The 14524-nt window shown below is 61.8% G+C and carries 9 protein-coding genes and 1 pseudogene; 4 read left to right on the forward strand and 6 right to left on the reverse strand.

Features of this window, described 5'->3' with window-relative positions; all coding sequences use genetic code 11:
• Positions 1 to 157 precede the first annotated feature (157 nt).
• The 3 genes from ubiV to mnmL all read right to left on the reverse strand — a co-directional run bounded on the left by ubiV (position 158) and on the right by mnmL (position 3154).
• Entirely contained in the window at positions 158 to 1066 is a 909-nt protein-coding gene (ubiV, locus tag GWK36_RS09180) for a ubiquinone anaerobic biosynthesis protein UbiV (RefSeq protein WP_166270888.1), read from the reverse strand.
• 96 nt (positions 1067 to 1162) lie between these two features.
• Positions 1163 to 2158, reverse strand: a complete 996-nt coding sequence (gene ubiU / locus GWK36_RS09185) for a ubiquinone anaerobic biosynthesis protein UbiU (RefSeq protein ID WP_166270889.1) — start codon at positions 2156 to 2158, stop codon at positions 1163 to 1165.
• 21 nt (positions 2159 to 2179) lie between these two features.
• On the reverse strand, positions 2180 to 3154 hold the full coding sequence (gene mnmL, locus GWK36_RS09190) for a tRNA modification radical SAM protein MnmL/YtqA (RefSeq protein WP_166270890.1): 975 nt from the start codon (positions 3152 to 3154) through the stop codon (positions 2180 to 2182).
• A 348-nt stretch (positions 3155 to 3502) separates the two neighbouring features.
• Between mnmL and GWK36_RS09195 the strand changes: the two genes are divergently transcribed.
• Together GWK36_RS09195 and queG are read left to right on the forward strand one after the other, a co-directional pair.
• Positions 3503 to 4501 carry an L-threonylcarbamoyladenylate synthase gene (locus tag GWK36_RS09195; protein ID WP_166270891.1) on the forward strand — a complete coding sequence of 333 codons (999 nt, stop codon included), beginning with the start codon at positions 3503 to 3505 and terminating at the stop codon, positions 4499 to 4501.
• Positions 4502 to 4543: 42 nt separating this feature from the next.
• Complete coding sequence (queG, locus tag GWK36_RS09200; RefSeq protein WP_166270892.1) at positions 4544 to 5602, forward strand: tRNA epoxyqueuosine(34) reductase QueG; 1059 nt, start codon at positions 4544 to 4546, stop codon at positions 5600 to 5602.
• 113 nt (positions 5603 to 5715) lie between these two features.
• On the opposite strand, the gene GWK36_RS09205 is transcribed toward queG, so the two are convergent.
• From GWK36_RS09205 to GWK36_RS09215, 3 genes are read right to left on the reverse strand one after another with little or no spacing between them, the layout of a single operon-like run.
• Positions 5716 to 6363, reverse strand: coding sequence for a response regulator (locus GWK36_RS09205; RefSeq protein ID WP_166270893.1), 648 nt, complete (start codon positions 6361 to 6363; stop codon positions 5716 to 5718).
• Positions 6363 to 8117: a sensor histidine kinase gene (locus GWK36_RS09210; RefSeq protein WP_246237506.1), complete on the reverse strand. Its 1755-nt coding sequence runs from the start codon at positions 8115 to 8117 to the stop codon at positions 6363 to 6365. Before GWK36_RS09210 ends, GWK36_RS09205 begins: the two co-directional genes overlap by 1 nt.
• 26 nt (positions 8118 to 8143) lie before the next feature.
• The gene (locus GWK36_RS09215) at positions 8144 to 12271 is read right to left on the reverse strand and encodes a PAS domain S-box protein (RefSeq protein ID WP_166270894.1); all 4128 of its coding nucleotides are present in this window, start codon (positions 12269 to 12271) and stop codon (positions 8144 to 8146) included.
• Positions 12272 to 12419: 148 nt separating this feature from the next.
• Between GWK36_RS09215 and GWK36_RS09220 the strand changes: the two are divergent.
• Positions 12420 to 13402, forward strand: a pseudogene (locus GWK36_RS09220) (IS5 family transposase).
• Between the two features lie 567 nt (positions 13403 to 13969).
• On the forward strand, positions 13970 to 14518 hold the full coding sequence (locus GWK36_RS09225) for a prenyltransferase/squalene oxidase repeat-containing protein (protein ID WP_166270895.1): 549 nt from the start codon (positions 13970 to 13972) through the stop codon (positions 14516 to 14518).
• Positions 14519 to 14524: the final 6 nt, after the last annotated feature.

The following is a 14524-nucleotide window of genomic DNA, read 5'->3' on the forward strand; positions in this document are numbered from 1 at the left end:
CATCAACGACCAAGGAGGGGCCGATTCAGCGGCGTTGACTCCCTGGCCTGCTGGATCGCCCCCGCCGAACCTAGAGGGTGGAGTTTAAGCCGGGTGTATGAAGATCAGATGACCCTGCCCCCGGGGCAGGGCGTGAAAGCGTCCGGCAAGCGGCCATCTAGATTGACATCCCCAGTCGATAGCCTGCCTGCCCAGTCCAATAGCCATCGCAGAGGCCCAGCGGTGCCCATTGGCGCAGGCGGACAGTCCCTTCGCGCGGATCTAGCTTGCCGTTTAAACAGTCCGCAAAGACGTGGACGACATCAGCGGTATGCTGAGACTGCGGGCTGATGCGCAGGAGGTCCACACCCAGGTCGCGGATCTCGGTCAAGGCGGGCAATAGGCTATGGACGGTTGCCGACTGGGTCTGGATGCCGTTGAGGTTCAAAAAGGCCTGGCCCTCTTGGGTAGTGACCAGGAGCCCGTCTGGATAATCCCCGCAACAGAAATTGCAATTGTCCTTGCCGAGCCCGCGATTGTAGGCCGTGAAACAACGCGCCGAATAGGCAAGCGGCAGGCGGCCAAAGGCAAAGAGCTCGCATTCGACCCCAGGCGGGCGATATTTCAATAAATCAGCGACCGTAGATCGCCCGAGCTCGACCGGCATCACCCAGCGTTTGAGCCCGAGCTTGGCTAAAAAGTCGAGGGTCCGATGGTTATAGAGATTGATCGAATGACCGGCGACGAAGGGTCGGCCTTCTAAAAACCCGAGCGCCGCCAGATCCCCCGCCTCGATCAAAAACCGTTGATCGGCGCAGATGCGCTTGAGTGTCTTTAATTCCCCCTCGGATTCGATCAGCGCCAAGGTCGAGATCACCGCCTCTTTACCCGCGGCGGTGATCTGCTCAGCGATCTCCCAATAATCCTCGGGTTTGAGTTGGCGCCGTTTGGAACAAATCGTCTCGCCGAGATAGATCACCTCGACCGGCGTCTCGATCATCTCGGCATAAAAATCAAAGACCCGCTCGCGCGGCCACAGATAGAGGATGGGGCCAAGCGAAAGTCGAGGGCGCTCTATCTCCGACATAGTGCAACCTGTTGTTCATCCGGCATGCTGCCGATAGCTCATGGATGACCTAGATGACTGATACTCGACGACCCTCCCCCACTACCGAGGGTAGTCTCAATGCCAGGTGCGCTCATAGGGGCCGATGGTGGTCTGGGTCCCCTCGGACACCTGAGCGAGCATCTTGCGCCAGCTCTCTTTCGGTTGAAACGCCTGGGGATTGCGTTTACAGGCATCGATCGCCTCGCGCCAGACCTGGGTGACCTGGGTGACATAGCGGGTGCTGCGCTGGCGGCCCTCGATCTTGATCGCGCTCACCCCGGCGGCCATGAGCTCAGGCAGGATATCGAGGGTATTGAGGCTGGTCGGCTCCTCGATGGCATGACGCAGCTCACCATCCACCCAATAGCGGCCTTTGCAGATGGTCGGGTAGCCTGCGGGTTCACCCGGGGCGCGGCGCTCGAGGAGCACGCCGCCCAGCCGCGTCTCCTGACCCTGGGGGGTATCGCGCCATTCGACATGGGCCGCCGGCGAACAGGCGCCGAAGGTGTTGGGCGATTGGCCGCTGGCATAGGAGGACAACAGACAGCGCCCCTCGACCATCACGCATAGGCTGCCAAACCCAAAGATCTCGACCGGCACGCTGATGTTTTGGATCAGCTGGGCGACCTGGGCCAGCGAGAGCACCCGCGGCAGGACGACGCGTTTGATCCCGAAATGGTGCTGCATGAAGCCGATCGCCGCCGGACTGGTTGCTGAGCCCTGCACCGAGAGATGCAGACTGATCCCGGGATGGCGCTCGGCGGCATAGTCGAGCACCCCCATATCGGCCAGGATCAGGGCATCGATGCCCAGACCTGTAGCGCGATCGACCGCTGCTTGCCAGCGCGTCCAGTTCCCTGGCTGGGGATAGGTATTGATGGCGACAAAGACCTTGACCCGGCGGTCATGGGCATATTTGACCCCTTCGGCGATCTGTTGGTCGGTGAAATTGAGCCCAGCAAAATGGCGCGCATTAGTATCGTCGCGAAAACCGAGATACACGGCATCGGCGCCATGATCGACGGCGGCCTTGAGCATTGGCAGGTTGCCAGCAGGACAGACGAGCTCCATGATGGATGGATCACCTCGCGATCAGGCAGAATTGATGAGTTTGTAGTTGAGCGGGACGGCGCACCGAGCGCCCTGACGGGTATGGCGGCGAAAGAGTTCGGCCTCGATGGCATTGAGCACCGCCCATTTGCGGCTGCACCACTCGGGCGCCAGCAGGATCTCGGGCGATGCCGTCCCCGTCAGACGATGATAGAGCACATTGGCCGGCGTGCGCTCGATCAGATCGGCGCAGATGCCGACATAGTCCTCCAGCGTCAGGGGTTGATAGGCACCCTGCTGCCAATCGATCGCCAGGCGGGTATGTTTGACCACATGCAGGGGGTGGAGCTTGAGCCCCTCCACACCCAGTTCTAGCACCCGATCGAGCGTATTGAGCGCAGCTTCGCGCCCTTCGCCAGGCAGGCCGATGATCAGATGGGTACAGACCGGAATCCCACGCCGATGGGCGGCGGTCACCGCCGTGCGATATTCGGCAAAGCCATGACCGCGGTTGATCCGGGCCAGCGTCTGATCATCTGCCGATTGCAGGCCAAGCTCGAGCCAGACCTCCTTGCCGCGGGCACGGTAGTTGGCCAGCAGATCGAGCACCGCCTCCGAGACACAATCAGGCCGCGTGCCGACCGAAAGCCCCACGACATCTGGGTGGATCAGTGCCGCCTCATAGCGCGCGCGCAGCACCGCGATCTCGGCATAGGTATTGGTATAGGTCTGGAAATAGGCCATGAAACGCCGCGCACCCGTACGCTTGGCGAGCACCTGACGTCCGGCATCGAGCTGGGGGTCGATCTCGGGCGGGCGTTGTGCATTGGGGCCGAATGAGACATTGTTACAAAAGGTGCAGCCGCCGATGCCCTTGGTCCCATCGCGGTTGGGACAGGTGAAGCCGGCATTGAGCGCCAGTTTATGCACCCGCTGGCCATAACGCCTCAGCAAATACTGGCCGAAGGTATTGACACGGGCGCTTAAGACACGCTCTGGACGAGTTGATGAGGACATGGAGTACGGTCAAGCGACAGGCGACCAGACAACGAGAGATCCCGAGCGAACCAGTTTGGATCATACGTCAGCTTTGCAGTCAGCGCTATCCTTTCGCGTGGGCTTAAGGCAGCTGCCCAGCTGGCGGATTAAGGCTAGGCCGAGGGGCCTGACTGGAGAATATCATCGCCAGCGGCAAGCCCTCTGCATCCAGTAGGCACTGCGCCCGGGTGAGCAAGGGGCCGTCATTTCGGCGACGCGCCACTGACTATCCTGCGGGACGAGAGAAGAGAGGTGGCCCTTGCGAGGACGGCAGGCAGGGACCTTTACCTACAGCGACCTTCAATCACTCAAACGGCTCGATCAGAGATGGATATCCCAACGCGTGTTGAAACGACCCCGGCCCAGATCCAAGAGGCCGCTGCCATTTTACGCCGGGGCGGTGTGGTTGCCTTTCCCACCGAGACGGTCTATGGCCTGGGGGCCGATGCCCGACAGGAAACGGCAGTCAGGCGGGTCTTTGCGATCAAGGGTCGGCCCGCCGATCATCCCTTGATCGTCCATCTGGCGAGCGCCGAGGGGTTGAGGGACTGGGCCCAGGCGGTGCCGGAGGCGGCCTGGGTGCTCGCTGAACGCTTCTGGCCTGGACCCCTGACCCTGGTCCTACCGCGTGCAGCGCATGTCCTAGATGCCGTCACTGGCGGCCAGACAAGCGTGGCCCTGCGCGTCCCCGCCCATCCGCTTGCCCTGGCGCTCATCCGTGCCGCCGGCCCCTTGGTCGCCCCCTCGGCCAATCGTTTCGGGCGTCTGTCGCCCACCTGTGCCGAGCATGTAAAGGCCGAATTGGGCAAGGCCCTGGATCTGATCCTCGACGGTGGCCCCTGTCGGATCGGTGTAGAGTCCACCATCTTGAGCCTGCTCGATGACACCCCGCGGATCCTCAGACCCGGGGTCATCACCCCCGAGGCGATCGAAACAGTCTTGGGTCGGCCTGTGGCCATGCACGGCAGCAGGGTGCGCGCCCCCGGCACCCTAAGCGCCCACTATGCGCCGCGCACACCGCTTGTCCTCTTGCTGGCCCAGGAGGTCCCCCAGCAGACCGCTGAATGGGTGGCGCAAGGCTGGCGGGTGGCGGTCCTGGGGTGCGGCGAGCCTGCTGGCCGCTGGCCTGCAGGCGTCCAGCGCCTGGCCTTGCCTGACCGCCCGGCTGAGTATGCCTGTGGGCTATATGCTAGCCTGCGGGCATTGGATGCCGCTGGCGTTGATCTGATCCTGGTTGAGGAACCGCCCCTGGACCCGGCGTGGTTGGCGGTCCAGGACCGCCTGCGGCGCGCCGCTGCGACCTTTAGCAAGAAGGGGTCCTCGTGAGGCGGCAATGACGCCTGGCCAGTACCTCGGCCGCTCTCCAAGATGCCCACCCTGATAGACCCTCAGGCAGTTGTAGCCCAGATCAAAGACTGGGGCCGGGGGCTCGGCTTTCAGCAGGTCGGGGTCGCGGACACCGATCTTGCCAAGGCCGAGGCGCATCTGTGGGGATGGCTTGCCCGCGGCTATCACGGCGAGATGGCCTTTATGGCCCGTCATGGCAGCAAACGCACCCGTCCGTCCGAGCTGGTCCCCGGGACCCTAAGCGTGATCAGCGTGCGCATGGACTATCGGCCAGAACCCGAGGTCCAGATGCGCAAACAGCTTGCAGACCCGGCTGCGGCCTTTATCTCGCGTTATGCCCTGGGGCGGGATTATCACAAGGTGCTGCGCCAGCGTTTGCAACGACTGGCTCAACGCCTCACCGAGACGATCGGCCCCTTTGGCTACCGGGTCTTTGTGGATTCAGCCCCGGTGATGGAAAAGCCGCTGGCGGCCAAGGCGGGGCTTGGCTGGATCGGCAAACACAGCAATCTCATCCATCCGCGCGCCGGTTCCTGGTTCTTTCTCGGCGAGATCTATACAGATCTCCCCCTCCCCCCTGACCAGCCCATCCCCGACCACTGCGGGCGCTGTAGCCGTTGTCTTCAGGCCTGTCCGACCGGGGCGATTGTAGCCCCTTATCAGGTCGATGCCAGGCGCTGTGTGTCTTATCTGACGATTGAGCTCAAGGGGGCGATCCCCGAGGACCTGCGCCCCTTGCTCGGCAATCGGATCTTCGGCTGCGATGATTGTCAGATCGCCTGTCCCTGGAACCGCTTTGCGCTCAATACCGCCGAGCAGGACTTTGCTTCCCGCCATAGCCTAGATACCGCAACCCTGATCGCGCTCTTCGCCTGGGACGAAGAGACCTTTTTCAAATACACCGCCGGCTCAGCGATCCGGCGGATCGGCTATGAGCGCTGGTTGCGCAACCTGGCAGTGGCCTTGGGAAACGCCCAGCCGGTGGATGAGGTGCGCCTGGCTTTGAAGTCGCGCCTTAACCATCCAAGCCCCCTGGTGCGCGAACATGTCGCCTGGGCGCTGAGACGGACCGGCGGTTAGGTATAAGGCAGGATGGACAAGCATAGGGCGGATGAGCGCAGCGAGATCCGCCACGCCAAGGCGTTTGGATGGTTGGTAGACGGCGCTTTGTTTGTGCAGCCCAGGGGTCGGGACTAGGGGTTGCGCCGCTCACACAGCCCGCGTTCGACGGCGATCACCGCCGCCTCGACCCGCGAATGGACCTCAAGTTTGCGCAGGATCGCCTTGACATGCAGCTTGACCGTGCCCTCGCTGATCCCCAGTGCGCGGGCAATGGCCTTGTTGCTCAAGCCCTCGGCAAGATGACAGAGGATCTCGTGTTCGCGCGGGGTCAGCTCGGCAAGCCCGCTGGGCGGTGTGGGGCGCGAGTCACCGCGTACCGCGCGCGCCAGGATCCCGGTCAGTTCGGGCGCCACCACCGTCTGGCCTTGGACGATCTCGCCTAAGGCTGAGATCAGGGCATCCGGTTCCATGTCCTTGAGCAGATAGCCCTGGGCCCCGGCCTGCAGGGATTCGATGACATCGCGCTCCTCGGCGCTGGTGGTCAACATGGCGATGGGGAGATCCGGATAGAGGGCGCGCAATCGACGCAAGAGCTCCAGACCGCTCATCCCTGGCAGACGCATGTCTAACAACACCACCTCCGGTCGGGTCTCGGCCACTTGCTGGAGACCGGTCTGGGCATCGCCGACTGCCGCCACGACCTCGATGCCACGCCGTTCCAAGAGCTCTTGGAGCCCAAAGCGAAACAGGGCATGGTCATCGATCAAGAGGATCCGCATCAGGCCGCCTCCGCGTGGGATGGCCGTCGCGCCGGATGGGTCGCGACCTCGAAGATCACCTCCACCCGGGTCCCCTCCCCAGGTTCGCTCTCGATGCGCAGCTCTGCGCCGATGCGCCGCGCCCGCTCTTGCATGATCGACAGCCCGATATGCTCGCCGGCATGGCTGCGCTCATCCGGCAGCTCAAAGCCGATCCCATCATCCTCGATGAGCAGGACATGGCGCCCGCCCGCCTCCCGTGTCAGCAAGACCCGCACCGTATGGGCCTGGGCATGCTTGCGGATGTTGGCCATGGACTCCTGGGCGATGCGCAAGAGATGCAGCTCCTGTGTGGCCGAGAGGGCAAAGGGGCGACAGTCGTTTTGAAACAGGACATGGGCGCCGGTCTCGCGCCCCAGCCTTTGGGTGAGCTTTTCCAGGGCCGGTACCAGACCACAGCGATCGAGCGGCGCACGAAAGCTGGCCAAGAGCTCGCGCAACTCGGTATGCGCCTCATCCAAACCGTTGCGGATGCGCATAAGGTCCTGGCGCGCCTCAGCCGAGATCGGACAGCTCGCCATGGCATCATCGAGCATGCGGAACTGAAATCTCAGGCTCGCCAGGGTTTGGGCCAATGAGTCATGCAGCTCATGGGCCAAGGCATTGCGCTCCTCGATGAGTGCCAACCGCCGCGCCTCATCGTCCGAGCGCTGTTTGGCGATAGCCATCCCCAGGTGATGCCCGATGGTCAATAAGAGATCCATGATGTCCTCGCGTCCCTTAAGCCCTGGCCGGTCGATAAACAGGCTATAGACGCCGAGCAGCTCATTCTGATGTTCGAGGGGGACGGTGACCACCTCGATCTCGGAGCTGGCGAACATCCGCCGGCCATAGACCCGCGAGCAATAACGGACGTTATTGTCGCAGAGGATATCGCCAGGCGCGAGCACATTGCCGCATAGACAGAGATCGACCGGCGTCATCTCCGATTCGCCGACCAGATCATCGTTCAGCCCGATCGAGCCAACCAGGCGGTGCGTGCCATCAGGCAGGACCAGGCGCACGGTGGCGGCGCGCGCATTGACCATTTCCTTGAGCACGCGCAGGAAGCGCAATAACAGCGCCTCGACACTTTCAACCTCGTGGATGCTGGCGGCGACGTCATACAGGATCTTGAGCGAAGCTGTCTTTTGCGCCAGCCGCCGGGTCTGACGCGCCACCCGCTCATCAAGCTCATCATAGAGTTCGGTGAGCTCGGCATTCAGGCTACGGATATCGTGGGCGATGCCGCGCAGGATCCCTGTCTCGTTGAGGCTATCACTTGCCCCAGGTTCACCCTGGCAGACCTGGGCCAGCGAGTGTTCCAGATGCACCAGGGGGCGCAAGAGACGCCGATAGAGGCGCTGCCAGATCAAGACCGCAGACCCCGCGGCGGTGGCGAGCAGGGCGATCCCCAGGCCCAAGACCCAGGATGCCTCGGGCCAGACCAGAGCGAACACCAGGGCAGCGCCTAAACCGGACAGCGTACCCATCAGGATCCAGAGCGGCCAGGTCAGACCGAGCGCCTGCCGGAGCGCACAGAGCCTTGTCTCGAGATCGGCGACACCGGCATCCAGAGGAGTCCGCCGTATCGGGAGCTCCCGCGCGCCCGCTACCGCACCGCCGCCGCAACGGCAGACGCCAAGACAAAACGAAAGCGCCGCCCAAGCGTCTTTAAGCCGGGTACGCAGTGTATCGAAGGATGGCGATCCAGTGGCAGGCGATTGCGCAGACATCAAGACAAGGGGTCTAATCGGGCCTTCTATACGGTCTCAGGGGGTGAATCTGAGGCGGCGAGCAAGGTACGCGCCTGCTCGACCAGGACCAGGGCGCCCTCAAAGTCGAAATGGCTGATCTGTCTGGACAATGCGGCATGGATCTCGGGGAGCCGCTTGGCCAATGGGCCAGACTCATGCTGATACAGGGTTAACGCCTGGGCGTTGTCCTCGCACAGCAGCTGAGCGAGCCGATCGAGCCAGGCCAGGATCTGATTGGGTGCTACAGACGAACGGGACTCACCGGCCTGAAGCAGGAGCAGGCGCGACTGTTCCACCGCACCGCGCAATGCCTCCAAGTCCTCGCGGATCGAGGCGATCGTCGAGGCCAGGGCCTCAGGGTCGGCGAGACCTTCGGGGCGGCGCGTGACCTCCAATGCCCGTGCCTGCTCGGCGATCCGCACCAGTCCCAAGGTGGCGGCGACCCCTTTGAGGCTATGGGCAATCCGGGCAAGGGATTCGCCGTCGCGTTTGATTAGGGACTCATTGAGCTGCCTCGGATCATTGCCATGCGACTCGATGAAGCGTTCCAGGAGCATGAGATACCCTTCCGGGCTGCCACGTAAGCTGATCAGCCCCTGACGCAGATCGATACCCGGCAGGACGCGGATGGCAGCCAACAGATCTAGCCGCCGGTTCAATGGACGCGAGGTCTGGGCCAGCCCCCCCGCCCCCCTCTGCTTGACCTCCCGCCTAACCTCTGGCAATAGCGTTGGGGGTTCGGGCAGCCAGCGCAACAGGGCCTTGAAGAGGTCATGGGGCTCGACCGGCTTGGCCACGAAGTCGTTCATCCCTGCCTCCAGGCAGGTGCGGCGATCCTCGTCAAAGGCATTGGCAGTCAGCGCCAGGATCGGGCGGTCAGACCATTTGGGCAGGGTGCGGATGGTGCGGGTGGCCGAAAGCCCATCCATCACCGGCATCTGGACATCCATGAGGATCAGGTCATAGTCCTCGTGGGCAGCCATTTCGACGGCGATCTGGCCGTTTTCGGCGGTAGCGACCTGGAGACCGAAGCTTTTCAGCAGCTCCAGGATCACATCGCGGTTGATCGGGTTGTCCTCGGCGAGCAACACCTTCCGCCCGAGACAACGGGCACGTATCTCGTCCTCGCTGACCTGCTGGGCCGCCTGATCGACATCCTCCTGCGGCTGACCCGGCTTAAGTTTAGCGGTAAACCAAAAGGTGCTTCCCTCTCCCTCGCTGCTTATGACGCCGACCTCCCCCCCCATCAGATGTGCGAGTTGGGCGGTGATCGCCAGCCCAAGGCCGGTCCCTCCATAGCGCCGGGTGATCGAGGTGTCAGCCTGCTCGAAGGCTTGGAACAGCTTGGACTGTTTGTCTGCCGGGATGCCGATCCCGGTGTCCTCGACCTCGAAACGAACCAGCAGATGTCCATCATCGAGCCGCTCTCGTAGATGCACACGGATGATGATGTAACCGCTCGGGGTAAACTTGAGGGCATTGCTGGCATAGTTGAGCAGGGCCTGGCGCAAACGGGTGACATCGCCGCTCACCCAATTGAGCTGGGGATCGAGCTCGATCCTGAGGTGTAACCCTTTGGCGCGCACTTCATCGAGCACCAAGGAGCTGACCTGATCGAGCAACATGGCGATCGAAAAGTTCTGCTCAGAGAGATTCAGCTTGCCCGCCTCGATCTTGGAGAGGTCGAGGATGTCATTGATGACGTTCAATAGGTGACGGGCCGCGTCCTCGATCTTGTCGAGCCGGGCAAGCTGACTAGGGTTGCCCAGTTCGCGCTTGAGCAGATGGGTCAGTCCGAGGATGGCATTCATCGGGGTGCGGATCTCATGGCTCATATTGGCCAGAAAGGCGCTCTTAGCGCGCATGGCGATTTCAGCCAGCTCAGCGCGTCTTGCCAGCTCGGCCTCCATCTCGCGTTGCGGTCGGATATCGCGAGCGAAGCCCACGGTCCCCAAGACCTCGCCGCTATCGTCGATGATCGGCGCCTTAAAGACCTCATAGAGGGCACAGGGGTTACTCTCACTTTCCATCTCGCGGGTGATCCTCTGGCGACTGGTGATGACCTCGGCGTCCTCTGCGAGATAATAGCCGGCGCGTCCAGGCCAGAGCTCTTTGTCGGTCAGGCCGATAATCTCTTGGGGCAGGCGTCCCTTGAGCTCGGCAAAAAGGCGGTTGACCGCAACAAACCGCCCCTCGCGATCCTTCATCCACACAGGGTACGGCAGGTTGTCAAGCAGGGCCTGCAGCGAACGCGTCTGGTGGCGCAGCTCGCGGGTGCGAGCCTCGACCAGTTCTTCGAGATGATGGCGATACTCCTCAAGCTCGCTGATGAGGCGTTTCTGTTCCGTGATATTGGACTTGACCGCCAGATAATGGGTGATCTTGCCATCGGCTTGACGGATCGGAGCGATGATCGCCAGCTCGCTATAGAAGGTCCCGTCCTTGCGTTTATTGATAAACTCACCCTGCCATACCTCCCCTGCCAAGAGGCATCCCCAGAGCCCATCATAGACCTCCGGGGGAGTGAGGCCCGATTGCAGGATCCTTGGGTTTTGCCCGATTACCTCGTCGCGCGTATAGCCTGTGTTCTTGACGAATGACTCATTGACATACTCGATACAGGCATCGAGGTCGGTGATGACGATGCTCTCCGGGCTCTGTTCAACGGCAAGCGACAGCTTGATCAAGTCGAATTCGATGCGCTTGTTTTCGGTGATATCGCGAAACACCCCGCGCCGTCCCAGATAATGCCCCTCGGTGCTCAAGACCGGATTACAGAGGTGCTCGAGCCAGTACTCGCGCCCATCGCGGCTGATCAGACGCAGCTGTAGAGAGACAGGGTCGAGATGATAAGCAGAGATACTCTTGATCTCCTGCAAGTGCTGCTCCCAGAGCCGACGATCGGCGGGATGGATGAGTTGGCTGACCAGACCTGGATCGGCGATGAAGTCCTGGGCCGAATAACCGGTTATCCCAAGACAGGCCGGCGAAACGTAGCGATAGCGGCCATCGGGCCCCATCCAATATTCCCAGTCGCAGCTGTATTCGGCGAGGACCCGATAATGCTCGCGGCTTTCGAGCAGCAATTGGGTAGTGCGCTGGCGCTCCAGATAGACCGCGATATGGACAGCGATGGCCTCAAGTAGGGACCTTTCCTCGTCGAGGAAGGGGCCCTCGCCGATCCCAGGCGGTGGCGCCTGGCGATAGGCCACTTCAAGCCTCCCCAGCTGGGTCTCCTCGGTGGGGATCGGGGCTGACGACACCCAGTCGGTTGGCATAAAGCCGGGGGTCTGAAACACCTGTTCGCCGATCTCGAGACGGGCCTCGGCCAGATCAGGGAACTGGAAGGCCGGCGGCAGGTATTCGATGACCCGTTGGATGACCTCCTCCATCGGGGCCTCAGTGTGGCTGATCTCGCGCACCACTGCATAAAGCCCCTGCATCTCCTTGAGACGCTCATTAAGCTCGGCCTCGCGATGCCGGAGGCGTTCAGTGGTCGTTTGGATCTCCTCGCGTTGGCGGACCGCCTCGGTGCGATCGATGACTGCGCACACATAGCAGGTCTCCCCGGCTTCCAGGATCGGGAGGCGCGCAATATGGAGATCGGCGATAAACAGCCCACCCTCGCCGTTGCGAAAACGCAGCTCCTCGACAGCCAGACCAGCGGCGGCGGCAGCAGGCAACTCGTCCTTCCACAGCCGGGCCAGTCGGTTGTGATCGGTCTCACCGAGCAGACGCATGAAATGATGCTGGTGGAGATGGCGGGACTTCAGCTTAAAAAGGGTCTGCGCCGCCAGGTTGCCCTCCTGGATCAGACCGTGGCGATCGACCACCAGCGCGGCGATCGGCAAGGCATTAAACAGGGTCGAGAAGCGATCAAGGGCTGCCTGGGTTTGACGTTGGCTGCGCAGGAGTTCCTCGTTTTGGATCTGCAGCTCTGCCTGATAGATCCTCAGGCTCTCGATGACGGCCGCCAGCTCGACATTGGCCCCCTGTACGAGCTCATCGGCGAGCTCAAAGCGCCCCTGATGCAGAGCCTCCAGGGCCCGGCTGCGGATATCATTGATCGAGGGGGCAGAGGAGGACGGGGAGGAGGGAGCAGCCTCGCCGGTCTTATCAGACTGGTCGTCCATATTGCTAGTCGAGAAATCCTAAATTGAGAAAGCTTGGTCTGGGGTCCTTGCACTAAGACTATAGCCCATTGGGCACCTCGAAAAACCTTGATCAGCCCTTTGCCGGAATAAACTTGCCGTCACCTGAATTCCAGCCGACCTGACCGCCATGAAGAAGTGCCGCGCCATCAAGACGGACCTGTTTGCAGACTGCCAACAGCGGGAGAAGATCGACAAGTTGGGCGATCCATTGGTTGAGATAGAAGGCGCCATCGACTTGGAAGCCTTGGCGTTGGAAGTTGACCGCATGGCCCCGCGCTCGGTGAGTCTGCAAGGTGGCCGGCCACCGTTCCCCGCTGAAACCATGGTGCGCATTCTGGTCTTGAAACGCCTGTACAACCTGTCTGACGAGCAGATGGAGTATCAATTGCTGGACCGCATGAGCTACAAGCGCTTCTGTGGTCTGGCCCAAGCCGCCAACATTCCTGACCGGACGACTGTGTGGGTGTTTGAGAACCGGATCGGCGAAGCCGGCGCCAAAGCCATCTTCGATGGCCTCAGCGCGCAACTGCTCAAGAAGGGTTTGATCGCCCGGGGTGGGCAGATCATCGACGCCACGCGGGTAGCGCGCCCCGGCAGCACTTCACCAAGGACGCCAAGGAACCGCTGAACGAAGACGCCATGCCCGCGGATTGGAAGCCGGTCAAGCGGCGCCAGAAGCATGGCAAGAGCCACTATGGCTACAAGCTCACGGTGAACGTCGACAAGAGGTACAAATTCATCCGCAAGATCGTCACCGACACCACCAGCACCCACGACAGCCAGCACTTTGAGGCGGTCATGGACCCGGCCAACACCAGCCGGGAGGTCTTTGCCGACCGAGGCTATCCGTGCGAGGAACGAGAAGCCTGGCTGAAAGCGAACGGCTATCGGAACAAGCCGCTGTCTGAAGCGCAGCAGCGGCGCAACCATGGCATTGCGAAGACACGAGCCTGTGTTGAACATGTGTTTGCGGCCATTGCGCAGATGGGCGGCAAACTGATCCGCACCATTGGTCAAGCGCGTGCCAACTTTGCGATGACGATGATGGCGGCCTGCTACAATCTGAAGCGACTGGCGTTCTTCCAGCGAGTGGGCATCGTGCCCGCATAACGCCCAACATGGGCCGAATGGCCACCGCCCACTTCGGGGTAAAAACCGGGCAACGCTGCTTGAAAAAGCAGCGATTTGTTGAGGAAGTTGAGCCGGATTCAGTCAGTGGCATCGCGCTTTGACCGGGTCCCATCAAAATAGTGGGTTATTCGAGGTGCCCTATTAAAATATGATCTATATAAAATTAAGGGGTCTATCTGCCAGGCCGATCCCCTTGTGCGGATCCGTCAGGGTCGTAAAAGTTCTGTAACACTGCTGCACGACAAGGCCTCAGGGCCCGGCCTAGAGAGGCGGGTGATCATCTTGTAGGACAGGATCTCAAGTCAAGCCTGGCGCCCGTGCCAGCCGCCTGCTTTGTCAAGGATTTAGTGCTTTTGCCGTCTGCCGAGCCCATCAGATGTCCACGCCCCCCAGACCCCGCCAGCGCTGCGCTCACCCGCGATCCTGGTCCTCGTCTATGCCGCGCTGGCTGGGCTGTGGATCCTGGCCTCGGACCTGATCCTCGAGCAGCTGTTCAAGGACCCTATTGAGCTGGCCATCGCCAGCCTGATCAAAGGACTGGGCTTTGTGGCCGTCACTGCCGTCTTGCTCTATCTCCTGCTGCGCACTCAGGAGAGAGGAAGGGCCTCTTCGGATACCGGGGTGGCCCAGCACCCTGTTCGCCGCTGGTTGCCGTTTCTGGTCCTCTTTCCTGTCATCCTGGCCTTAACCGCGAGCGCCGCCCTCCATACCTATGGCTACGAGCGCGATCTGCAGGTGACCAATCTCTTGGCGGCAGTCAGCATCAGACAGAGAGAGCTCGAGGGCTGGCTATGGGAGCGCCAGAAGGACGCCAGACTCATTCATACCAGCAGTTATCTTGGCGAGGCCTATCGGTCTTGGCGCCAAGGCGATGCCGAGGCGGGCAGACGGCTGCAGGAATGGCTGAGCCAATTTATCAGCCCCCACGGCTTTCATGCCATCAGCCTGATCGATCCCCAGGGCCAGACCCTCTGGGCAAGTCCCGAGGCGCCGCCTAGGTTGATCCGGTACGTCAGCAGTCATGCAGCCTTGGCGGGCATCGAGGGACGGGTATATCGGATCGGTCCCTATCTGGGACTGCGCGTGACACCGTAGATCGAT

The sequence above is a fragment of the Caldichromatium japonicum genome (genome assembly GCF_011290485.1).
Taxonomy (GTDB): Bacteria; Pseudomonadota; Gammaproteobacteria; order Chromatiales; family Chromatiaceae; genus Thermochromatium; species Thermochromatium japonicum.

Excerpts from the sequence above, each read along its gene's own strand:
- queG (WP_166270892.1), top strand. The coding sequence starts at position 4,544 with ATGCCCACCCTGATAGACCCTCAGGCAGTTGTAGCCCAGATCAAAGAC.
- ubiU (WP_166270889.1), bottom strand. The coding sequence starts at position 2,158 with ATGGAGCTCGTCTGTCCTGCTGGCAACCTGCCAATGCTCAAGGCCGCC.
- mnmL (WP_166270890.1), bottom strand. The coding sequence starts at position 3,154 with ATGTCCTCATCAACTCGTCCAGAGCGTGTCTTAAGCGCCCGTGTCAAT.
- GWK36_RS09205 (WP_166270893.1), bottom strand. The coding sequence starts at position 6,363 with ATGCGGATCCTCTTGATCGATGACCATGCCCTGTTTCGCTTTGGGCTC.
- GWK36_RS09210 (WP_246237506.1), bottom strand. The coding sequence starts at position 8,117 with ATGTCTGCGCAATCGCCTGCCACTGGATCGCCATCCTTCGATACACTG.
- GWK36_RS09195 (WP_166270891.1), top strand. The coding sequence starts at position 3,503 with ATGGATATCCCAACGCGTGTTGAAACGACCCCGGCCCAGATCCAAGAG.
- GWK36_RS09215 (WP_166270894.1), bottom strand. The coding sequence starts at position 12,271 with ATGGACGACCAGTCTGATAAGACCGGCGAGGCTGCTCCCTCCTCCCCG.
- ubiV (WP_166270888.1), bottom strand. The coding sequence starts at position 1,066 with ATGTCGGAGATAGAGCGCCCTCGACTTTCGCTTGGCCCCATCCTCTAT.